Genomic DNA, 23,505 nt, shown 5'->3' with positions numbered 1-23,505 from the left:
ATCTCCCCAGTATTTCATATTTTCGGCTCTACCGCCAGAGGGTTCTTTTAAGCCTGCTTGCATTTGAGCGAGGTTCCCTCAAAAACTATATGCCTAGTAACTCAATACCGGCTGCCGTGTCAAGGTTAATGGCGCCTTCAAACTACCGCCGTACCGCCCTACCGCCAAGCAGGCATACCGAAGCGCATAGCAGTAGATTTTGCTCCCCTGATTTCATAGCGCAGAGTACCTCCGCTCAAGCCTTTTTGCTTTCAAGAGCCCAGCGAGCTAACTCTGTCCGGTTGTGCAGACCTGTTTTGCCCAGCATATTGCTGACGTGGCTTTCGATAGTCCGCTGGCTGACATTCATCACGTCTGCAATCTGGCGGTTTGCCATACCCTGGGCTAGCAACTGTACCACCTTTAACTCAGTGGGAGTCAATTCGACATTGCGGCGCGCCTTAATTTTTGGGCCACTCTCCATACCGGGATTTGAGTGGCGAATCAAGCGGGATGCTGCTTTCAGAGAAGATTCCACTTGGGCTACCAGTTCTTCTGGTTCAAAAGGCTTGACTATATAAACGTCAGCCCCAGTGCTCAAGCCTTTTACTCGGTCTGAACTTTGACCTTTTGCGGACAAGAAAAGAACCGGAATCCAGCTAGTGCGATGGTCTTCCCTGATGTGTTTGACTAAAGTGTAGCCGTCCATTTCCGGCATCATCACATCGCAGATAATCAAGTCAGGAACTTCTTGTTCTAGTTTTTCCAGAGCGTCTCTGCCGTTTTCTGCTGTAATGACGTTGTAACCCCGAAACTCCAAGTAGTCCTTGACGAGCAAGATCAAGTTGGGGTCATCGTCAACCAGCATCAGCCGTTTTTGCTCTCCTGAATTATTGTCCTTTGTCATGTTTATTCCCGCTAAAGTATCCCGCACACTTCCTTGTTTTCACTTCTGTTTTTTTCCGTCAGTCCCCCGCCACCAGGCTGGGGGTGGAGGACGACGGTCGGCTGAAGGGATGGCGGTGAGGGAAAGCGGGGCGGGTATTACCGCTTTCCAACCTATAATTGACGGCTGTTTGTCAGTGTCTTACGACCTGGAATCCAGCCCAAACCTGTAATGCACGATCGCCCTATCAAGATCAGCCTTGATTGATTGGAGACTCCCTAACAGAGCCCAAGTTAAATATTTAATCTCGATCGGTTCAATTTCAGGTTAATGCCCCGGTTTTAAATGATACTTCTGATATAGAGAAATTTAAGCAGACTCCCTACTTACGTATTTAACTGCTTCTAGTGTAGTTTGGCAACCTGCTTAGTGTCTGCCACTGAGAAATTTTTGCACAAAATTTCACAGTTCCTCGGATCGATTTTTTTTACTGTACCTTTTGAGAAACACAAGGAACACGGGAAGCCGCACCAGGAAGACAAGAACCTAACTACAGTTTTATTGAGCTGTAGCAGGTGCGATCGCCGGGACGCCAAACTGTCTCAAATTCTCACCCTTAACCTTAAATTTAACACTTTACCTATAACCCTGTACTTTAAACAGCGCTATACTTAAATGTTTGGCTCCGCCTCAGGAGGCACAGGCAAAGGATGAGTCAAGAAAGCGTATTCTTGAACTACCTTTGAGTTTAGGAGATGTTCCTGAATAATTCTCTCAATGACGGGTGGAGTAACGTCGCGATACCACACTCCGTCTGGATAGACTACCATAATCGGGCCAGACGCGCATACTCGCAGGCAATTGGCTTTCGTGCGAAAGACGCAGGTTGGTCGAGTGGCACTTGGCTTGTCCAACCCCAATTCTTGCAAGCGTTTTTTTAAGTAATTCCACGCCTCCAGACTGGTTTGCCGATCGCAGCACTTGGGCACGGTTTGGTCGGCACAGATAAAAATATGCCGCTCGATTTGAGCGATTCCCAGGCTTTGGACGCAAGCGCTCAAGCCTTGGCTGCAAGATTCCTCGTTATTTTCGGTCATTGTATTCATCAATCAAAAGTAATTGGTTAGCGGTCGAAAGTCATCACCACAGCCCCCACTCCCCCCTCTCCTTCCTCCAACTCATGCTCGGTTCGGGAACCCGTACTGACAACTAAGTTGCGATCGCCCCTGACTAAAGCTAAATTAGCACTCAGGAGTCGAGAGTGCTAATATGTCAGTTGTAAGTAGTCCGCTGTTGCTTTCATCGTGACCCCTGACGACTGACTCACGACAATCTGTAATCTGGAGATTTATTTATGGCAGCAGTATCACTGAGTGTTTCTACCGTTAAACCGTTAGGCGAGCGCGTGTTCGTAAAAGTAAGCGCTAGCGAAGAAAAAACCGCCGGCGGCATCCTTCTGCCCGACACAGCAAAAGAAAAGCCCCAAGTAGGCGAAGTCGCGGCCGTGGGCCCCGGCAAGCGCAACGACGACGGCAGCCGCACTGAAATGGAAGTCAAAGTCGGCGACAAAGTTCTCTACTCGAAGTACGCCGGCACCGACATCAAACTCGGCACAGACGAATACGTCTTGCTTGCAGAAAAAGACATTCTGGCGATCGTTAACTAATTAATCATTAGTCATCAGTCCTTAGTCATCAGTCATTAGTTTAAAGCGAACGCCGCCAAACAACTAATGACACGGGACAAATGACTAAAATCCATAATCCCCAATCCAAAATCTCAAACCCTCAAATCCCCAAAAACTATGGCTAAGCGTATCATCTACAACGAAAATGCACGTCGCGCCCTCGAACGCGGTATGGACATTCTGGCCGAAGCAGTGGCCGTAACCCTCGGCCCCAAAGGCCGTAACGTGGTTCTCGAAAAGAAATTCGGAGCTCCTCAGATCGTCAATGACGGTGTTACCATCGCCAAAGAAATCGAACTAGAAGACCACGTAGAAAATACAGGCGTTGCCCTGATCCGTCAAGCAGCTTCCAAAACCAACGACGCAGCAGGCGACGGTACCACAACTGCTACCGTTTTGGCTCACGCAATGGTCAAAGAAGGTCTGCGTAACGTAGCAGCCGGCGCAAATGCGATCGCCCTCAAGCGCGGTGTGGACAAAGCAACCACGTTTTTGGTAGAAAAAATTGCCGAACACGCCAAACAAGTAGAAGATTCCAAAGCCATCGCTCAAGTCGGCTCCATCTCTGCTGGTAACGACGATGAAGTCGGTCAAATGATTGCTAACGCAATGGACAAGGTGGGCAAGGAAGGCGTGATTTCCCTGGAAGAAGGGAAGTCTATGACCACCGAATTGGAAATCACCGAAGGGATGCGCTTCGACAAAGGCTACATTTCTCCCTACTTCGTCACTGACACCGAACGGATGGAAGCGATTCTAGAAGAACCTTTCATCTTGCTGACAGACAAGAAAATCGCTTTGGTACAAGATTTAGTACCTGTGCTCGAACAAGTAGCTCGTTCCGGCCGCCCGCTGTTGATCATTGCAGAAGACATTGAGAAAGAAGCTCTAGCTACCCTCGTTGTCAACAAACTGCGCGGTGTGTTGAACGTGACTGCTGTTAAAGCACCCGGTTTTGGCGATCGACGCAAAGCCATGTTAGAAGATATCGCCGTATTGACCGGCGGTCAACTAATCACCGAAGATGCCGGTTTGAAACTGGAAAACACCAAGCTCGACATGATCGGCAAAGCTCGCCGCATCACCATTACCAAAGACAGCACCACAATTGTTGCCGAAGGTAACGAAGCCGCCGTCAAGTCCCGCTGCGAACAAATTCGCCGTCAAATGGACGAAACCGAATCTTCCTACGACAAAGAAAAGCTGCAAGAACGTTTGGCCAAATTGGCTGGTGGCGTCGCAGTGATCAAAGTCGGCGCGGCTACCGAAACAGAAATGAAGGATCGCAAACTGCGTCTTGAAGATGCGATCAACGCTACCAAAGCTGCTGTAGAAGAAGGAATTGTTCCTGGTGGCGGTACAACTTTGGCTCACCTGACTCCTCAATTGGAAGAGTGGGCTAATGGCAGTCTGACTGGCGAAGAATTGACCGGTGCTTTGATTGTGGCACGGGCTTTGGCTGCTCCTCTGAAGCGGATTGCTGAAAATGCTGGTTTGAATGGCGCTGTGATTGCTGAGCGCGTCAAAGAAAAGCCATTTAACGTTGGTTTCAACGCAGCGACAAATGAGTTTGTCGATATGTTTGAAGCTGGTATCGTTGACCCTGCGAAGGTGACTCGTTCTGCTCTGCAAAATGCCGCATCTATTGCTGGCATGGTGCTGACAACCGAGTGCATCGTCGTTGACAAGCCTGAACCGAAGGATGGCGCTGCTGCTGCTGGCGCTGGCGGCGGCATGGGCGGCGGCGACTTCGATTACTAAGTCGATCGTTTGATGGGGCGGGCTTTAGGGCTCGCCTTTTTAAGAGACAAAATTGCTGTTTCCTGATGGTGACAGCAATGTTTTTTTGGGGCTGACTAAACTGCTCTACCAGTGTAATAATACTGCTCTAACAGTATAATATTACTGCTCTACTGGTATAATGAAAACAGTGATTACCAGTCAAGCAATTAAATTGCAAGAGGTCAGGCAAATGTCAGCCACTATCACAATTAGCCCCAGCGAAATTCGGCAGATATTTCACCCCCGCACGTCCAGCGCTTCAAAGTTTTGGGAACTGGCTCAAAAAGCACACAATTTAGCTGTAAAAATTGAAGACCGTTGGGAAAAAATTCCTGCTGAAACGCAAGAATTACTCAAAGTTTTTGCGTATGCTTTCATTGAACCCCCTCAAGGAATTAAAGAAAGGTTGCTTAAATTTGTGGGGGTTTTTTCTTTGGCTATCGCTTTACCTTGGATTGTACTTAAAGGTGAACTAGATAGTTTTGTAGCTTATATTAACGCCTTTAATAGACTTATTAATGCGATTTTGAGTGGAGTAGAACGGGAAGATATTGCTTATCAAAAAGCACTATCCGAAGCCCTGGAGGAAACTTTTGCAGGGTTGGAAACTAGCGAGGCGATGACGGCGGAGGAGGCCTGTGAACGGATCAGAGCAATTTCATATCAAGCTCTCGAAGAACTTTGATAAAACTCAGCAAAAACTAATCCGTGATCGCTATCGTAAAAATCAGGCAGGATTAGTAAAATTTGTCGAATTACTCCAAAAATTCCTCAGAATTTTGAGCGTTGACCCCCGTCCCCGTCCACCGTTGGGACATTTAGAACCTTGGCCGAAAGGCAGTAGCCGTGATGGAGGGGAACTGTGGAAGTTGGAGTTTAAAATGCCTCAGCTTCGCGGAGCCGCTGAACAGGGGCGACTTATATATTTGTTAGATATTACAAAACAAGAAGTTGTGTTGCTGTGGATTTACACGCACGCAGAATTTGAAAAACGCCCACCGGATCAGAATCTAAAGCGTTTATTACTCGAAATTATGGATAATTATGAAGTTTCAGATGAAAGTAAAAATTTAGACGACAGTGGAGACGGTGAAACTGGAGAGGACAAAGTTGGAGAGAATAAATCAAATGACAGTTAAGGTGCATAATCAAAATGTGGCTTTTATTACCTTTGAATAACCAGGCACACCAATTATGAAACTTTACCACACTCCCATTTCCCCCAACTCTCGCCGCGTGTGGATCGCCCTCTTAGAAAAAAACCTGGACTTTGAATTAGTAGAAATTCACTTGGACGGCGATCACTTAAATCCAGAATTTGTGGCAATAAATTCTTTTCACCGCATCCCTGTTTTGGTCGATGATGACTTCACAGTCGTCGAGTCTCTAGCAATTCTTGACTATCTAGAAACGAAGTATCCCGAACCGGCAATGCTGCCAAAAGAACCGAAAGATTTGGCAGTTGTGAGGATGGTAGAATTTGTCACGGTTAACGAACTTCTACCGCAACTTTACCCCCTAAGCAGTGAAAAAATGGGACGGGGAACTCCCCAACCGCAGGAAATCGAAAAGGCTAAGGAAAAAGTCAATACTGTGCTGACATTCTTTGAAGGTTTGTTGGACGATCGCCCTTTTTTCGCTAGCAACAGTGTCACGTTTGCCGAGTGCGTTGCCGGCACCGTCGTGCCCTTGCTATCTTGGGGTGGTGTGTCCCTAGACGGCTATCCTAAAATTAAAGCTTGGTGCGATCGACTGCTTGCCCGCCCCTCCTGGCAGCAAACTCAATTCACCGAGGCAGATTTCGCGGCTTTCGCATCTCGGAGACAAAAATTTCTCGCACAATCTGAAGCCTCCTGAACCAATCAATTGTGAAGGGGTCGCTCTTTTTCCTAGCTGTTTTCGCCTGCATCCAAATTCCCATCGCAGCAATGGGGCAGCCCGCCGCCCGATCGAACTACGAAGCAATTAACCCTAAACAGTTCCTTGCCGATCGCAAAATTACCGTCTCCAACCCCAAAGATATCGCAGCAAAACTCTTTAGCAGCGACACAGAATCTGAAGGCAGAAAAAGCGACCAAATTTCTGTTGAATATCCCACGCGAGAAACAGCGGTAATTGTCCAAACCGTCGTCGGTTTAGCTGACGATTCTGTTGCTGGAATGCGGCACCGCATCGAACTCAGACTCAGGCAAAATAAGTGGGAAATTGTCTGGATTGGCCGACAATCGAAGTGTCAACCAAATCGCGGACACCAAGATTGGGCAAGCGGCCTCTGTATTTAGAAAGGTCGATCGGCTTTTTGCTTAAATTTCTTCACCCCGCCTTCGTTGCGAGGAAGCAAGCTAGGACTTTACGCAACCGATGATGAAAAACAGAGGCTCAGAAAGATTCGCTACCGCTGACTCGCGACAGCAATAAGTTATTCCTGGGTAAGTCATGGAAGGAATCTGGGTTCCGCGTTGTTCCCTGGCTGCGCGACAATAACTTAAAACTATTTTCGGTGTCGATCGCTCTTTTAGTCAAAAAGAGCGATCGAACTCAGAAGTTTACTTGCACATGATCAAATTTCCAGCCGAGATGAATCCGGCCACAGGGGCTGAAATCTCAACCCAATTGCGGTCTTCTCCATTCTTATCTTTCACTAACTGGAAATTCGGTACAAGCGTTACTTGACCGTTAGCCGCTACACCACCTTTAACCACAGAAGTCTTGGAAGGCTCGGTGCGGATAGCTAGACCCCTCGGCGCTACGCGAGGTTCTACTTGGCGGCACAGACTTACTGGACCCGTTGCTGGTGCTGGTGCTGGTGCTGGCGCTGGTGCTGGCGCTGGTGCTGGCGCTGGTGCTGGTGCTGGTGCAGGCGCTGGTGCTGGTGCTGGCGCAGGCGCAGGCGCTGGTGCTGGCGCAGGCGCTGGTGCTGGTGCTGGCGCAGGCGCAGGCGCTGGTGCTGGCGCAGGCGCTGGTGTCGCAGCAGGTGCAGGACTTGGACTCGGTGTCGGTGCAGGTGTCGCAGCAGGGGCCGGTGCAGGTGTCGCAGCAGGTGCGGGTGCGGGTGCCGGACTAGGGGAAGTTTGACTAATTGTGCTTGCTGTAGTGCACGAACCTAAATTAGCCTCGTTGTTGGGGTATCCGCTAGCTACATACCCTTTTACGGGAGCGGTAATTGGAATCCAGAGGCGGCCGTCGGAGGCTTTAACAGAAGTAGCGCCTTGGGACAGCGTTACCTGAGTATTAATTGGTACACCGCCAACTCTAGGGGATTTGGGGTCTGGGTTCTGGCGAACGGTCAAACCTTCTTTGGGAGTGACTTGGCGACAAAGGTTGCCAGCCTGGGCTATTTGAAAGGTCGCGCTATCTTCAAAGGAAATATTTTCAGCATCTTGACTGACAGTGGATGTTGATGGGGCGGCAACACCGATGGCATTCGCCTGCAAACTTCCGGCTACGATCGCGATCGCGCCCAGCAATGCAGCGGGTTTATTCCAGCAATTCAAGTTTTTCATCCGTTCAAATCCTCACTTAACCACAATCATTATCTTAATTGCAGGTCAATATAGCAAAAAAATCGATTTATCTTCCACAAAAAATCTTTATATAACTTTTTTATGACCGCAAGTCAAGTTTTATTTATATTATTTAATGTTTGGTGAGTTGAGCGAAGACAAATAAAGCTGCTACGCCGATAAATCACTCATTATGGCAGAGCGGGGGAGGGAGAAGGCGAGAGTGTCCGAGTCGCGGAATGGAATAGCGGCAAAGTCAACAGTCAACAGTTAACAGTTTAAATGCGGGACAGTTTGCTAGGAATCCAAGTCATGTGTTATCCGCCAATATCTTGTCAGGTGTTCGTTAAACCATTTAGCTGTCAGTTGTTGCTGTTGAGTAATATGGGGCTACATTTCAGGTGAATTCTTGGCAGATTCGAGAGCGAGATTGTGCTGTAGATCCTCCCAGATTCTCAGTGACAGGCGATTGGCGCGATCAACCCCATCGTCGTAGTGGGGTGTCGGAAGCCGGATACAGTTCTTCGATAGCTCACATAACTCAACTGTCGATCGTACCTTACTTAAACAGGGCTTAGGCACTCAAGGGCGTTAAATCAAGGGTTTGAGATTGCTTCACTACTTTATCTTCGGACAGAAAATCGTAGTACGTGCGTCCAGGACTATTAAAATTGTGGCAAACAGCGCAAATCGCTAGCATTGACCCGATGGCGGGCGTCAATTTGATAAAATCTTCCAAAACGGAAATTTCTCGGCTTAAGGCACAGTTATGTTTTTGTGGCTAAAGCCACCTCCGGATCAGCGACAGTGGCTGTAGCTGTTTGCAAACGGTTTTGTTCCTGTGGAGACAACCAGCACAAAACCTCCGAACAAAACGAGCCCGCTCAAATCAGAAACCAAATATTTGCGCCAATTCTGATTTAATTATATTGCTATAGCAACCGCCCTCGATGTTTATGAGGTTTTCACTTGCTAAAACTAATGCGGTAGATTCCCTCGGAATGGGAGCATATTAAGGATAGGAAAAATCTTTTTTGGGGAGGGCGATCGGGATTAGCGCACGCACATGGAGAGGAAAAGCCCAACTAATCTCCTCCCTTCTTCCTTCTTGCCGAAATAACTAAAGCCTGCTCTATTCGAGAGTTAAAGCTTTCTTCCTTCTGTTATATAATGACCAAAGCGTTAAATATTTTCTCAGTGACAAAAACTACTAACAAAAAAGACGGCAAATCCTCTAACTATCCCTTTGACGGTCTATCTTTAGACGATCGCAATCCCGACTTCATTAAGCTTCTGTTGCCAATCTGGGAATGGCTGTACCGCTACTATTTTCGCGTACAAAGCGACGGTTGGCACAATGTACCCGCGAGCGGAAAAATGCTTGTTGTCGGTTCTCATAACGGGGGACTCGCCGCTCCAGATATGTTTATGTTCCTATACGAATGGTTCCGCAGGTACGGCACGGAACGCTTGGCCTACGGATTGATGCACCCCACGGTATGGAAGGTTTCCCCAGAGATTGCTAGTATGGGGGTTGAGTGTGGTGCCCTCCAGGCACATCCAAAAATGGCGATCGCAGCTTTACGCAAAAATGCCGCAGTTCTCGTCTATCCGGGCGGCGCCCAAGATGTTTTTCGCCCCCACCACTTGCGCGATCAAATCTACTTTGCGGGACGCAAGGGATTTATCAAATTAGCATTGCGAGAAGAAGTGCCAATTTTACCAATTATATCGCACGGTGCCCACGATACTTTGATAGTGTTGGCAGATTTATACGAACAAGTTAAGCAATTGCATCAATGGGGGATGCCGTGGTTGTTGGGCATCGATCCGGTGGTATTTCCGGTGTATTTGGGATTGCCTTGGGGATTGAGTATTGGGCCTTTGCCGAACTTGCCTTTACCCGTGCAAATTCGGACTCGCGTGTGCGAACCAATTGTATTTGAGAGGTACGGTTCGGAGGCGGCGCGCGATCGCGATTATGTTGATGCTTGTTTCGATTTAGTTACCACTCAAATGCAAGCACAATTAGATTGTTTGGCGGGCAATTGAGAATAGCAGAAGTTCGATCGATCAAACAACCTTCTTACAGCCCTGAATCCCGGTAGAAGACCCCCCCAGCGCTTGGGTTGCGGGTGCGGCCAGGACTGATTTTGGTCAAGATTTCTCTGAGCAGACTTTTTTCCAAAGCAATGACCGAGGTTATGATTATTATTGGCCGAGTTCGATTGCACTTTTCTCCCACTCGCGAGTGTATAATCATAAACTCAATTGACTGCCATCTACCGCAAGATAGATTTTGCAATAAACTCGGCGGTAATTCCGTAAAGTTATGCAACATCCAACTTAAAGCAGATACCGTCTCAGATGCTAGATGCACTGTCTGGCCTCCAGAGATTATTGAAAGTCAATAGTCTGCAATGATACAGCAAGTAGCAACCGCAAAAGCGATGGCTTTCTTCTCTTCAAATGCCGACTACTTGCCCACCTTAAATATATTCCAACTGGATGCTCCAGAAAGTCCACTTTATCTCGGGATTGCCGCGTTCAGGCTCTACCTTACTAGCAGCCATCCTGCGACAAAACCCCCGGTTTCACGCCGCCATGACTAGCCCTGTGGGGGGTTTAGTAGAGCGAATGTTGGAAGCCATGAGCGAAGACAATGAGTTTTCCACGTTTATTTCGCCTGAACAAAAACGGGCGCTGATTATGAGCATCTTTTCAGCTTACTACCACCCGCAAGTTGATAAAGAAATTGTCTTTGACACCAATCGCCTTTGGTGCAGCAAATTGCCATTAATTCGGGAACTATTTCCCGAAGCGAAAGTCATCTGCTGTGTCAGAAACATCGCTTGGATTATGGACAGCATCGAGCTACTGATTCGGCGTAACGCCTTTGGCGTTGCTGAATCGACGTATGAAATCCCACAACCCAACACGAATGTAGAGACGCGAAATTTCGCGTCTCTACAAGGGGAGAGGACATCATGCCAAATTCTTTTCATCCCTCAAATCAGCAACGCCACGCCTTTGATGTTTCCCGGTTATTTAATAATCCAGCGGAACGGGCTACAGTCTACAGTCGCACGGAGGCATTAAGCCAAGGTTCACGTTTAGTGGGTTATGCTTATAACGCCCTTAAAGAAGCATTTTACAGCGAACAGAGTGCCTCTCTCCTCTTGGTTGATTACGAGCTATTAACCATAAACCCGGCTAAAACCATGTCGTTGATTTATCAATTTATTGGTGAAGACCATTTTTAGCATGATTTTGATAGTGTTGAATATCAAGAGCCAGAATTTGATAATAAGCTGAAAACACAAGGGTTACATCAGGTGCGTTCTCAAGTCGAGTTTAAACCTAGAAAAACCATTTTACCACCCGATTTGTTTGAGCGATTTGATGGCTTATCTTTTTGGACAGATGCAACAAATAGCCGCGCCAGCGCCATTGTAGCGAAAGCAAAATTAACATAGATTTTTGACGACTATTGATATCTAAGACCAAGCAAAAACTATCAGGTAATCTACCGTGAACAACCAAATTATTTTCGTAGACTCATCCGTACAAGACTATCAAAGCCTTATTCAAAACGCCGATGCCGCTCAAATTGTCATTTTAAATGACAATTTGAGCGGCATCGAACAAATTACAAACGCCTTAGCCAATCAAAAAGACAGAGACGCCGTGCATATCCTTTCTCACGGCAACCAAGGCAGTTTCAAACTTGGTTCAGACGTGCTAAATGGGAATGCTTTAGAAAAATTTAACACTCAGCTAAAACAGTGGGGAAATGCTCTGACGGAAAATGGCGATATCCTACTTTATGGATGCGACGTAGCAGAGGGAGAATACGGCAAGAATTTTGTCAAGCAATTGAGCGAAATAACTCAAGCGGATGTAGCAGCTTCCGACAACTTGACTGGAAATGCAGCTAAAGGGGGCGACTGGGATTTAGAAATAGTAACGGGCCAAATTGAGTCCGCCGTGCCGTTTAATCGGCAGGCGATGGAAGATTATGACTATACACTGGCAAATTTTAATGTCACAGTGGCAACCGATGATGGCACGGGCACTGTAGCAGGTACTTTAAGCAAAGCAATTTTAGATGCGAATACCGCAGCCGGAGATGACACAATTACTCTCCAAACAAATGTCACGTTTACGCAAATTCCGAATCAGCTAATCGATAGCAATATCGCTTTTATTGGTGGCGGTTTTATAGTCAGTGGAGATGCCAATAACAATAGCATCAATGATACGGGTGACGTTCGCCTCTTCTTTGTGAAGTCTGGAACCGTCAGTTTCACCAACATGACCATGAGGGGGGGTCGTGCCCAGGGCGGAGATGGTAGTGGTGGGGGCGCAGGTATGGGGGGTGGCTTGTTTGTTTATAACGGCACAGTCAGCCTGAATTCTGTCACCTTTTCTAATAACTCTGCCATTGGCGGAAATGGTGGGGTTGGTGGCACGGGCGGCAGTGCTAATTTTGTGCCTCTCAATCCGGCTAATAATGGTGCCAACCAGACTGGCAGCAACGGTGGCCCCGGTGGCAACGGCGGCACCGGCGTCGGTGGCAACGGCGGCGTCGGCGGCACCGGCGGCACTGGCACCGGCGGCACTGGCGGCACCGCCGGCCGCGGTGGCGACGGCACCGGCGGCAACGGCGACTTCGGCGGCGGCGGCGGCACTGGCATCGGCGGCAACGGCGGCTTCGGCGGTGGCAACGGCGGTGGTGGCTTCGGTGGCTACGGCGGCTTCGGCGGCGGCGGTGGCTACGGCAGAGGCGGCAACGCAGGCGGAGGTGGTGGTGGTAGCAACGGCAACGGCGGCTTCGGCGGCAACGGCTACCGCGGCAGAGGTGGCTACGGCGGCGGCGGCGGCTACGGCAGAGGCGGCCTCGGTCCCTTCGGTGGTGGCGCCGGTGGCGGCGGCTTCGTCAATAGCCGCAAGAACGGCGGCGACGGCATGGGGGGTGCAGTATTCATCCGTCAAGGTACTCTCATCCTTGACAGCACCACATTTACCAACAACACTGCTACAGGCGGCATCGGCATCGGCGGCTTCGGTGGCTACGGCAGCTTCGGCAAAGGTGGGGCACTTTTTGCCATGCGTTCTCTCATCAACTTTTATGGTGGCGATCAGGGAATGCCCACCGCGCTACCCACAGTCATCTCATTTGGAGCAACTTTCACCGGCAACACCGCTGCCAACCAAGCTGGCACTCCCGCTGCCAACACCCCCGCCAACGGTCAAGGAGTTAACCAAGATAATAACGATGTTTACGGCAGCATCAACACTGCACCCGTCCTTGCCGATACCACCGTCACCCTCACGAACATCCTAGAAGACTCCAGTGTTCCCACGGGCGCTGTCGGCAACCTCATCTCATCTATTGCTGCTATAGGTACAAACATCACCGACCCCGACATTGGCGCAGTGGCAGGCATCGCCATCACCGCCGCCGACACTAACGGCAGTTGGTTTTACACCATAGATGGAGGTACTACTTGGAACGCGTTGGGCGCAGTATCCAATACCAATGCTCGCCTACTCACCGCCAATGCCAATACCCGCATTTACTTCCAACCCAACGCCAACTACAACGGCACCGTCACCAACGGCATCACCTTCCGCGCCTGGGATACGCTCTCTGGCACTAACGGCGGCACCGCTAATAGCAGCACCAACGGCAGTAGCACAGTCTTCAGCACCGCTACCGACACCGCAGCCATCACCGTTACCCCCGTCAACGACAAACCCAGTTTCAGTAACTTAGGCAATCAAACCCTAACAGCTTGGACAAATACAGTTCAAACCGTCAGTAATTGGGTAAATAGCGTTACTTTCGGCACCGCCGATGAAGCCACTCAAACAGTTAGCAACTACACGGTTACTAACACCGACAACACCCTATTTACAACTCAACCAACTGTAGCAACTAATGGCACGCTGACCTACACTCCCACTGGTAAACCCGGTACTGCCACCGTTAGTGTACAAGTGCAAGATAACGGTGGTACGGAGAATACTGGTGTTGACCTTTCCGACATAGCCACCTTTAATATCACCATTCCCGTACCGAAAGTTAACCTCACTGCCAGCACAAATACTGCCAGCGAAGCCGGGAAAACTGCTATTACCTTTACCGCCACTGCAGAAGGTAACGTCTTCGGCGCTCAAACACTTAACTTTGCATTAACTGGTACTGGTAGCGCTGCTGATTTTACCGCTGCTATTCCCACTCAAATCACGATACCAGATGGAAGTAAGACGGGGCAAGTAACCCTAACAGTTAATGATGATTTAATTGCCGAAGGTGTGGAAACAGCTACTTTAACAATTAGCAACCCGTCAACAGGGATAGGATTAGGTGCTACTACTAACCAAAGTGTGGCAATTACTGATAATGATAATGCTGGCATTACCATCACACCAACCACAGGATTAACTACTACCGAGGCTGGTGGGAAAGCTACATTTACAGTTCAACTCAACAGTCAACCGACGGCAGATGTGACTGTAGGTTTAACCAGCGATAACACCGCCGAAGGAACAGTTTCCCCAACTTCAGTCACTTTCACGAATGCTAATTGGAATACTCCCCAAACAGTCACCGCAACGGGAGTTGATGACAATCTAGTAGATGGGAATAAAGCCTATAACATAGTCACCGCCGCCGCTACCAGTAGCGACACTAATTACAACGGATTTAATCCAGCCGATGTCGCGGTGACTAATACCGATAACGACACCGCCGGATTTACAGTTTCCGCCATTAGTGGAAACACCACAGAAGCCGGAGGGAAAGCAACATTTACCATCCAACTCAACAGTCAACCGACGGCAGATGTGACTGTAGGTTTAACCAGCGATAACACCGCCAAAGGAACAGTTTCCCCAACTTCAGTCACTTTCACGAATGCTAATTGGAATACTCCCCAAACAGTCACCGCAACGGGAGTTGATGACAATCTAGTAGATGGGAATAAAGCCTATAACATAGTCACCGCCGCCGCTACCAGTAGCGACACTAATTACAACGGATTTAATCCAGCCGATGTCGCGGTGACTAATATCGATAACGACGTAACTCCCTTACCAGAAATTCAAGTATTAGACGGTACAACGGATATTGGTGATGGTACGATAGGTGCGATCGACTTTGGCAGTGTCACAGTCGGTGCGACTCTCAACAAAACCTTTACCGTCAAGAATCTTGGTACAGCAGTTTTAAACCTTAGCAACCTGACTTTACCAACCGGATTTAGCATTGTCGGAAATTTACCTGCAACAGTTGCAGCAGGGGGTACAACTAACCTGCAAGTTCAAGTAGATACAACCACAGCAGGAAATAAAACAGGTACGCTGCAATTTGTCAATGATGATAGCGATGAAAATCCCTTTGATTTCCCGATTTCAGCATCAGTCACAGCAACAGCAACTCCAGAAATCCAAGTATTAGACGGAACAACAGATATTGCTGATGGTACCACAAGTACGATCGACTTTGGCAGTGCATTAATTGGCGGAACTCTCAACAAAACCTTTACCGTGAAAAATCTCGGTACAGCAGTTTTAAACCTCAGCAACCTGACTTTACCAACCGGATTTAGCTTAGTCGGAAATTTACCTGCAACAGTTGCAGCAGGGGGTACAACTAACCTGCAAGTTCAAGTAGATACAACCACAGCAGGAAATAAAACAGGTACGCTGCAATTTGTCAATGATGATAGCGATGAAAATCCCTTTGATTTCGCGATTTCAGCATCAGTCACAGCTACACCATTACCGGAAATCCAAGTATTAGACGGAACAACGGATATTGCTGATGGTAGTACAAGTACGATCGACTTTGGCAGTGCATTAATTGGCGGAACTCTCAACAAAACCTTTACCGTCAAAAATCTTGGTACAGCAGCTTTAAACCTTAGCAACCTGACTTTACAAACCGGATTTAGCATTGTCGGAAATTTACCTGCAACTGTTGCAGCCGCTGGTAGTGCGACTTTGCAAGTTCAAGTAGATACAGCCACGGCAGGAAATAAAACAGGTACGTTGCAATTTGCCAATAACGACAGCGATGAAAATCCCTTTGATTTCCCGATTTCAGCATCAGTCACAGCAACAGCATTACCAGAAATCCAAGTATTAGACGGCACAACAGATATAGTTGATGGTACGATAAGTGATCTCGACTTTGGCAGTGCATTAATTGGCGGAACTCTCAACAAAACCTTTACCGTCAAAAATCTTGGTACAGCAGCTTTAAACCTTAGCAACCTGACTTTACCAACCGGATTTAGCATTGTCGGAAATTTACCTGCAACTGTTGCAGCCGCTGGTAGTGCGACTTTGCAAGTTCAAGTAGATACAGCCACGGCAGGAAATAAAACAGGTACGTTGCAATTTGCCAATAACGACAGCGATGAAAATCCCTTTGATTTCCCGATTTCAGCATCAGTCACAGCAACAGCATTACCAGAAATCCAAGTATTAGACGGCACAACAGATATAGTTGATGGTACGATAAGTGATCTCGACTTTGGCAGTGCATTAATTGGCGGCACTCTCAACAAAACCTTTACCGTCAAAAATCTCGGTACAGCAGCTTTAAACCTTAGCAACCTGACTTTACCAACCGGATTTAGCATTGTCGGAAATTTACCTGCAACTGTCGCCGCTGGCGGTACAACTAACCTGCAAGTTCAAGTAGATACAGCCACGGCAGGAAATAAAACAGGTACGTTGCAATTTGCCAATAACGACAGCGATGAAAATCCCTTTGATTTCCCGATTTCAGCATCAGTCACAGCAACAGCATTACCAGAAATCCAAGTATTAGACGGCACAACAGATATAGTTGATGGTACGATAAGTGATCTCGACTTTGGCAGTGCATTAATTGGCGGCACTCTCAACAAAACCTTTACCGTCAAAAATCTCGGTACAGCAGCTTTAAACCTCAGTCATCCTACCCTACCAACCGGATTTAGCATTGTAGGAAATTTACCTGAAACTCTCGCAGCAGGCGATACCACTAGCCTGCAAGTTCAAGTAGATACAGCCACAGCAGGAAATAAAACAGGGACGTTGCAATTTGTCAATAATGACAGCGATGAAAATCCCTTTGATTTCCCGATTTCAGCATCAGTCACAGCTACACCATTACCAGAAATCCAAGTCTTAGACGGTACAACGGATATTGCTGATGGTAGTACAAGTACGATCGACTTTGGTAGTGCATTAATTGGCGACACTCTCAACAAAACCTTTACCGTGAAAAATCTCGGTACAGCAGCTTTAAACCTCAGCAACCTGACTTTACCAACTGGATTTAGCTTAGTCGGAAATTTACCTGCAACTGTCGCCGCCGGCGCGAGTGCAAATGTGCAAGTTCAAGTAGATACAGCCACAGCCGGAAATAAAACAGGTACGTTGCAATTTGTCAATGATGATAATGATGAAAATCCCTTTGATTTCGCGATTTCAGCATCAGTCACAGCATCGGTACCAACCCCAACTCCTGCACCGATACCCACGCCAACGCCTGCACCGGTACCCACGCCAACACCTGCACCAGTACCCACGCCAACTTTTGCACCAGTAACAACCCCAACGCCTGCACCGGTACCCACGCCAACGCCTGCACCGGTACCCACGCCAACTCCTGCACCGGTACCCACGCCAACGCCTGTTAACCTTCCCGATGCAGACTGCATTTGCGACAAAATTGAGTATCCCAATCTCAACCAACCCAACCAACAAATTGATAACATTATCAATGGTGGTGTTCTGCTAATTGGGACTCCCAAAAATGACGCATATTTTGGCAGCAACAGTACCAATATCTTCGATGCTAAAGAAGGCAACGACAACCTGATTGGTGGCGAATTAAAGGATATCTTCAACAGCAATGAAGGCAATGACTTCATTGACGGCAATCAGGGAGACGATATCCTGTTTGGCGGCAAAGAAAACGACATCATTCTTGGTGGTTTTGGCGAAGATGTTATTTTCGGGAATCAGGGCAACGATTCAATTAACGGCAAAGAAGATAATGACTTAATCTTTGGCAATCAAGGCAATGATTTCATCGACGGTGGCAAAGGAAACGATAATTTATTCGGCGGTAAAGCAAACGATTTCATTCTCGGCGGTGAAGGCAATGATACTCTCTACGGACAACTCGGAGATGATACTTTCTGCGGCGGTGCAGGAGATGACCTAGCTTATGGCGGTCAAGGCAATGATTTAATTGACGGCAGCTTGGGCAACGATTCGATTTATGGAGACCTAGGTAACGATACGCTTCTCGGTTGCGAAGGTAATGATATTTTGTTTGGAGGTTTAGGCAACGACAGCTTAAGTGGCGGTTTTGGCAATGACACATTTGTCATAGGATTTAATCAAGGATTTGATATTGTCTCTGATTTTGTCAAAGGTCAGGATCTCATCGGATTGTCGGGAGGTCTGAGTTTTGACCAGTTAGAAATTAGTCAGAACAATAACAGTGCGCTGATTAAATTCAAGGGAAGTGGAGAAGTATTTGCTTCGTTAACTGGAGTCAACGCCACCCTAATTGGTGTTAGCGATTTCCGAATAGTCTGAACCTAAAATAACGCAGATGAATATGATTTCATCTGCGTTTATATCTCTTGATGCTGAAAAAATAGAAGAGGCAAAAATAAGCTCATTCCGTCTCAAGTCTTTCTATTAATTCTGCCTTGTGCCTTCTACTTTCTGCCCGCCGCTGGCTAATTGCCCGATCGCCTTCAGCGCAATACTGGGATGAAAAAGTACAGCCGGGGGCTTAATCATGTGCACAACTTCCAAAAATGCTTGGCAAACTTTAGCATCATCTACAAGCGCTTTTAACACCAACTCCATGTACTCAATAATCAGCCGCGTACCCAAATTTGGTTTCGCACCTGTACTCCCCCGATAGCGGGAATCCTGACTGATAGCAAACGTCCAAGGGATAGTATGTAATTTTGCTAGTTTTTGTTGAAATTGTCGCGCCAAGCCTCTTAAATCGCCTTCTTGATACCGCTCTCTTTGCTTTTGCAAACATTCATCTAGCATCTGAGCATCTAGTGCAGCAACCGTCATTCCCTGTCCGTATATCGGGTTAAAAGCGCAAACTGCATGACCGATAATTATTAAGTTTTCAGGGTAACGACGGAGGCGCTCGTAGTGGCGCAAACGGTTTTCTGTACCTCGATAACTATAAACCGGTGTTATTGCTTCTGCGGCTTTAATTGCATCATAAATTGTCGGGGTTGGCAAAGTGCGGGCAAATTCTAGAAAACCTGCTTCGTCTGCGGGGGGATAATCGCGATCGCCCCCGAAGAGAGTCACCACCCAGCGATTGCCTTCGATCGGAAAAATTCCACCGCCACGGGTGCGAAAGGGCGGTGCGGTTGACATAAATACTGGCGCAGTGTCTGACAATTTACCGCTGCATTTATAGATGCGGCTGGCATAGCCGACAAAAGCATTGATAGTGGTTTCTAGCGGAGGTTCATAGCCCAAACTTTTCAACCATTGAGGTGTTTTGGAAACTTTGCCACCAGCATCGACTACTAAATCTGCATACAAATTCTCTGCATGGATGTTACCAGGGTTGTGGCGATCGCGAAAACGCACCGAGACGCCAGCAACTTCCGTGCGTGAGGCATTCGCCAGCAACCCCGTTACTGTGCCTCCTTCGAGGAAATGCACGTTCGTATTTTCAGCCAACCTGCGGCGAACTTGGCAATCGAGTAAATCCCGACTGAACATAATTAAATCATTTAGATCCGGGCTAAAGTGCGGGGTCCAACCCGCCGGACTAAACCACCCTATCGACCTCGGGTCTAAACTAGGAGCACCAGCAGCTACCAGTTCGTTTTCCAAGCCGGGAAAAAACTCTTCTAGGATGATTTTTCCCCGATTTAAAAGGATGTGAAGATGACGGGATTGAGGAATACCGGGGCGAGGTGCGGGTTTTTCTGGAAAAAAATCTCGTTCAATAATACTTACTCGGTCGAAGTGTTTTGCTAATACTCTAGATGCCAACAGTCCTGCTAAACTGCCGCCAATAATAATTGCATGACTTTCTCGCTGCACTATCGAATCCCTTCAAAGCTAATTTGCTATGGCATTGGTAGATGAATTGTGAACAATTTGTCTGGGTTCCTGTACCAACTCTTAATATCGATCGACCAAATATTTTCCTCTGCCATTATTTTAATCCGACTTACCATTACTACCATCTATCTCGGATGCGCCGCAGCGCACCTTACTCATACCTGAGAACTAACAACTTCACAATTGCCAATTTACATAGCACAAATATTCCTAAAGTGACAGCCGGCCGCAGACATATTTCTACACTTCCAACTGTAGGGGGATGCTTTAGCTCGTCAATAAGGCGATGCTTGCCATTGGGGGCATGAGTCTAAAACTATACATTGGTTAACTTGCGCCAATGAGCGCGCGCACCCACTCCTTAACGAGGAATATACTATGTATCAAAATTTGCCAATAAATCCACAACTGTATAACATCGGGTTCTGGCTGGCCCAAGTGCCAGTAGAGCAGACTACTACAAACACAGCAGAAGACGCAGCACTCCTCTATTCCGGGCCGCAATTTTTTATCGCCTTGATAGCTGGAGTGGTACTCGCCTGCGCTTTCCAACTATTGCTAACAAATTTATCAGTAGCCGCGGGCCTTTCGTACATGGGACAATCCCACGACGACGACCACCACTCGGATAGTGGCAGCTCCCCAGTCCGCCACATCGGCCGAAAAGTAGGCACTTGGACGCTGATTACCGTCACCATCGCCCTATTCTTTGCTTGCTTGCTAGCAGTTAAGCTCAGCTTGATTAGCAGTCCTGGTTTAGGTGCGATCGTCGGTTTAGTCGTGTGGGCCACCTATTTCTCAATGCTTGTTTGGGTGAGTTCCACCACCGTCGGTTCCCTGATAGGTTCCGTCGTCAACACCGCCACATCAGGGTTTCAAGCCATTGTCGGCACCGCAGCCTCGGCCATCGGCGCCAAAGCAGCCAGCAACCAAGTAGTCGCCACCGCCAAAGCAGCAGCAGCAGCAGTGGGCCATGAACTGGGTAGCGCGATCGACCCCACAAGCTTGCGCGAAAACGTTGAAGACTACATCCAAAGCCTCAAACCGCCAGAATTAGACATCAAAGGGATGCGTAGCGAGTTTGAAAAATTGCTTAATGATCCGCAACTAAAAACCATTGCAGCCGAAAATTTGCCGAATCTCGATCGGCAAACTCTCGTAGATTTAGTAAGTTCGCGATCGGACTTATCAAAACGCGACGTAAACCGGATTGTAGACCAACTTCAAGATGCTTGGAAACAAGTAGGAAAACAAGGGCAGCAATCAGACGGCATCGCTCAATTAGTAGACTATCTCAAATCTGCAAAATCGGGAGATTTGGTCTCAGATAAATTGGCAAGTAGGGTAGAAAAAGCCCTCAGCAATCTGGGCGGTCAAAATTCTGGACAAAGCCCGACCATGATGTCCCAAGCAACGACAATGGCAGTCAATGCTTTAATGGGAATAGTATTGGGTCGCACGGATATTTCTGACTTGGATGTTGAAAAAGTAGTCGGTCAGCTCAAAGAAGCTAAAGACAAAGTTACCCAGCAAACTGATAAAATTACCGCTCAAGTCAAAGGCGAACCTGTAACTTACAGCCCAATTCGTGCCGACGTAGAAAACTACCTACTCAACACTTATTCGTGGCAGATGAACCCCCAAGCCATCGAGCGCGAATTTCGGGACGTTCTCTACGATCCTACAGCAGACCCCGGAACTGTGCGCCGCGAATTAGAAAAACTAAAACAGTCTAATTTTGCCGAAATCCTGGCTAGTAGAGGTGTTTTTACCCAAGACAAAATTAAACAAATTTCCCAGGAATTAGAAGCAATTAGACAGCGCGTTTTACAAACCGTGATCTTTGCCGAGGAGCAAGAAAAGTCTCGCGATTTGCAGTGGCGGCTAGAAACTTATTTGAAGCTGACTCCGAAAGAGGAACTGACAGCAGCAGGTATCGGCAGCGATTTCAAAAAAATCTTAGAGGATTCCGACGCTAGTTACGAACAGTTGCGCGATCGGCTTTCTCCTTACACCCGCGACAGTTTCGTGCAAATTCTCAGAGGCCGCGAAAACTTCGGATTCCAGGAAGTAGAACAGATTGTTCAAGAGTTGGAAAGGACGCGAGAGGTAGTTTTAGCAGATGCTAACGGTCTGCAAGAAGCAGCGCAAGCCCGACTAGACAACCAGTGGCAAAGAGTACAAGAATACTTGAAGTCTACGGGCAAAGAAGAACTCAATCCAGAAGGCATCAAGCGCGATTTGAAAACGCTGCTGGACAACCCGGAAGCGGGAATGTGGGCCCTGAGAGCTAGAGCTTCTAAGTTCGATCGCCAAACGTTGGTAAAATTGCTATCTCAGCGGAAAGACCTCAGCGAAGACCAAGTAAATCAGCTTCTCGACAGCACCGAAGAAACTTGGCACGGCGTGCTGCATGCACCGCAAAAGTTGGCCGAAAAAGCTAAGGATCAGTACGACAATACCACCACCGCCCTTGCAGATTACCTTCGCAATACTGGCAAATCAGAACTCAATCCTGAAGGGATTAAGCGGGATTTGACAAAACTCCTGGAAAATCCCAAAGAAGGAGCTTTAGCACTGCGCGGCCGTCTGTCTCAAGTCGATCGCGATACTTTGGTAAAACTGCTTTCTCAGAGACAAGATTTGAGCGAGGAACAAGTCAATCAAATTATCGACCAAGTGCAGGAAACTCTCGGCTCGATTGTGAAAGCACCGCGCCGTTTGGCAAAACGGGTGCAAAGCCAAGTGCACGATTTTCAGAGTGTTTTAGAAGATTATTTGCGTAATACGGGCAAGGATGAATTAAATCCCGAAGCCATCAAGCGCGACTTGCAACTGCTGCTGCATGACCCGAAAGTCGGCGCTTACAGTTTGGGCGAGCGCTTGTCACACATTGATCGAGCTACAGTTGTTTCTCTGCTGTCTCAGCGGCCGGATATTTCTGAAGCAGAAGCCAATCGCATTGTCGATGGAATTTTGTCGGTGCGTGACGAGTTCGCAATGCAAATTCAGAAAATACAGGAGGGTATTCAGTCGGTAATTGACGGGATTCTCGGGAAAATTCGGGATTACCTCAATTCGCTCGATCGCCCTGAACTCAACTACGAAGGCATTACGCGGGACGTGCGGAAGTTATTTGACGATCCGCAAGCCGGATTTGACGCTTTGCGCGATCGGCTGGGTCATTTCAACCGCGATACTTTAGTAGCATTAATGAGTTCCCGCGAGGACATTTCCGAAGCAGATGCCAACCGCTTGATCGACCAAATTGAAAGAAGCCGCAACACCGTATTGCAAAGAGCAGAACGCTTGCAGCAAGAGGCACAGCTTCGCCTCGAAAGCATCAAACTGCAAGCCGAAAAACAAGCCGAAGAAACCCGGAAAGCAGCAGAAGTTGCCTCTTGGTGGCTGTTTTTCACGGCTCTTTCCTCGGCCGCTGCTGCTGCTGGCGCCGGTGCTTTAGCCGTCATCCGATAAAAAAGACTTTAGTTGCGATCGGATTGCCGATAGTGCCTGATATGAGTTTCTACTGATAT

At 47.9% G+C, this 23,505-nt stretch carries 14 protein-coding genes; 10 read left to right on the top strand and 4 right to left on the bottom strand.

Annotated elements, in window-relative coordinates:
• Positions 1–235: 235 nt before the first annotated feature.
• Both QUA42_RS16645 and QUA42_RS16640 read right to left on the bottom strand, forming a co-directional pair.
• Positions 236–886, bottom strand: coding sequence for a response regulator transcription factor (locus tag QUA42_RS16645; protein WP_333138324.1), 651 nt, complete (start codon positions 884–886; stop codon positions 236–238).
• Between the two features lie 650 nt (positions 887–1,536).
• The gene (locus QUA42_RS16640) at positions 1,537–1,962 is read right to left on the bottom strand and encodes a ferredoxin (protein WP_333138322.1); all 426 of its coding nucleotides are present in this window, start codon (positions 1,960–1,962) and stop codon (positions 1,537–1,539) included.
• 257 nt (positions 1,963–2,219) lie between these two features.
• Here QUA42_RS16640 and groES point away from each other — a divergent pair, with 257 nt between their 5' ends.
• From groES to QUA42_RS16610, 6 genes are all read left to right on the top strand, one after another.
• On the top strand, positions 2,220–2,531 hold the full coding sequence (groES, locus tag QUA42_RS16635) for a co-chaperone GroES (protein ID WP_006633072.1): 312 nt from the start codon (positions 2,220–2,222) through the stop codon (positions 2,529–2,531).
• A gap of 138 nt (positions 2,532–2,669) precedes the next feature.
• Positions 2,670–4,313 carry a chaperonin GroEL gene (gene groL, locus QUA42_RS16630; RefSeq protein ID WP_190663847.1) on the top strand — a complete coding sequence of 548 codons (1,644 nt, stop codon included), beginning with the start codon at positions 2,670–2,672 and terminating at the stop codon, positions 4,311–4,313.
• A 211-nt stretch (positions 4,314–4,524) separates the two neighbouring features.
• Positions 4,525–5,019 (top strand): hypothetical protein, encoded by a 495-nt coding sequence (locus tag QUA42_RS16625; protein WP_333138319.1) that lies wholly within the window; start codon positions 4,525–4,527, stop codon positions 5,017–5,019.
• The gene (locus QUA42_RS16620; RefSeq protein WP_333138317.1) at positions 4,973–5,473 is read left to right on the top strand and encodes a hypothetical protein; all 501 of its coding nucleotides are present in this window, start codon (positions 4,973–4,975) and stop codon (positions 5,471–5,473) included. The genes QUA42_RS16625 and QUA42_RS16620 overlap by 47 nt, the downstream gene beginning before the upstream one ends.
• A 55-nt stretch (positions 5,474–5,528) precedes the next feature.
• A complete protein-coding gene (locus tag QUA42_RS16615; RefSeq protein ID WP_333138316.1) occupies positions 5,529–6,191 on the top strand; it encodes a glutathione S-transferase family protein in 663 nt (220 codons plus the stop codon).
• Positions 6,192–6,202: 11 nt separating this feature from the next.
• Positions 6,203–6,616: a hypothetical protein gene (locus QUA42_RS16610; RefSeq protein WP_333138314.1), complete on the top strand. Its 414-nt coding sequence runs from the start codon at positions 6,203–6,205 to the stop codon at positions 6,614–6,616.
• Positions 6,617–6,880: 264 nt separating this feature from the next.
• Here the strand turns inward: QUA42_RS16610 and QUA42_RS16605 are convergent, their stop codons facing one another.
• Positions 6,881–7,837 (bottom strand): SH3 domain-containing protein, encoded by a 957-nt coding sequence (locus tag QUA42_RS16605; protein WP_333138312.1) that lies wholly within the window; start codon positions 7,835–7,837, stop codon positions 6,881–6,883.
• A gap of 1,170 nt (positions 7,838–9,007) precedes the next feature.
• Between QUA42_RS16605 and QUA42_RS16600 the strand changes: the two genes are divergently transcribed.
• The 3 genes from QUA42_RS16600 to QUA42_RS16590 all read left to right on the top strand — a co-directional run bounded on the left by QUA42_RS16600 (position 9,008) and on the right by QUA42_RS16590 (position 18,448).
• Entirely contained in the window at positions 9,008–9,889 is an 882-nt protein-coding gene (locus tag QUA42_RS16600) for a glycerol acyltransferase (protein WP_333138310.1), read from the top strand.
• 456 nt (positions 9,890–10,345) lie between these two features.
• Positions 10,346–10,936 carry a sulfotransferase gene (locus QUA42_RS16595; protein WP_333138308.1) on the top strand — a complete coding sequence of 197 codons (591 nt, stop codon included), beginning with the start codon at positions 10,346–10,348 and terminating at the stop codon, positions 10,934–10,936.
• Positions 10,937–11,368: 432 nt separating this feature from the next.
• Positions 11,369–18,448 (top strand): choice-of-anchor D domain-containing protein, encoded by a 7,080-nt coding sequence (locus QUA42_RS16590; RefSeq protein ID WP_333138306.1) that lies wholly within the window; start codon positions 11,369–11,371, stop codon positions 18,446–18,448.
• A 105-nt stretch (positions 18,449–18,553) separates the two neighbouring features.
• On the opposite strand, the gene QUA42_RS16585 is transcribed toward QUA42_RS16590, so the two are convergent.
• Positions 18,554–19,948 (bottom strand): 2-polyprenyl-6-methoxyphenol hydroxylase-like oxidoreductase, encoded by a 1,395-nt coding sequence (locus tag QUA42_RS16585; protein WP_333138304.1) that lies wholly within the window; start codon positions 19,946–19,948, stop codon positions 18,554–18,556.
• Positions 19,949–20,347: 399 nt separating this feature from the next.
• On the opposite strand from QUA42_RS16585, the gene QUA42_RS16580 reads away from it, so the two are divergent.
• The gene (locus QUA42_RS16580) at positions 20,348–23,446 is read left to right on the top strand and encodes an MFS transporter (protein WP_333138302.1); all 3,099 of its coding nucleotides are present in this window, start codon (positions 20,348–20,350) and stop codon (positions 23,444–23,446) included.
• The last annotated feature ends 59 nt before the right edge of the window (positions 23,447–23,505 follow it).

This window comes from Microcoleus sp. Pol11C2 (genome assembly GCF_036701505.1).
In the GTDB taxonomy this organism is placed as follows: domain Bacteria; phylum Cyanobacteriota; class Cyanobacteriia; order Cyanobacteriales; family Microcoleaceae; genus Microcoleus.
Note: the sequence above shows the minus strand (reverse complement) of the source record. Positions and strands in the feature narration are given on the sequence as shown.

Coding starts and splice junctions, on each gene's coding strand:
- QUA42_RS16625 (WP_333138319.1), top strand. CDS start 4,525: ATGTCAGCCACTATCACAATTAGCCCCAGCGAAATTCGGCAGATATTT.
- QUA42_RS16640 (WP_333138322.1), bottom strand. CDS start 1,962: ATGACCGAAAATAACGAGGAATCTTGCAGCCAAGGCTTGAGCGCTTGC.
- QUA42_RS16645 (WP_333138324.1), bottom strand. CDS start 886: ATGACAAAGGACAATAATTCAGGAGAGCAAAAACGGCTGATGCTGGTT.
- groL (WP_190663847.1), top strand. CDS start 2,670: ATGGCTAAGCGTATCATCTACAACGAAAATGCACGTCGCGCCCTCGAA.
- QUA42_RS16595 (WP_333138308.1), top strand. CDS start 10,346: ATGCTCCAGAAAGTCCACTTTATCTCGGGATTGCCGCGTTCAGGCTCT.
- groES (WP_006633072.1), top strand. CDS start 2,220: ATGGCAGCAGTATCACTGAGTGTTTCTACCGTTAAACCGTTAGGCGAG.
- QUA42_RS16615 (WP_333138316.1), top strand. CDS start 5,529: ATGAAACTTTACCACACTCCCATTTCCCCCAACTCTCGCCGCGTGTGG.
- QUA42_RS16600 (WP_333138310.1), top strand. CDS start 9,008: ATGACCAAAGCGTTAAATATTTTCTCAGTGACAAAAACTACTAACAAA.
- QUA42_RS16580 (WP_333138302.1), top strand. CDS start 20,348: ATGTATCAAAATTTGCCAATAAATCCACAACTGTATAACATCGGGTTC.
- QUA42_RS16605 (WP_333138312.1), bottom strand. CDS start 7,837: ATGAAAAACTTGAATTGCTGGAATAAACCCGCTGCATTGCTGGGCGCG.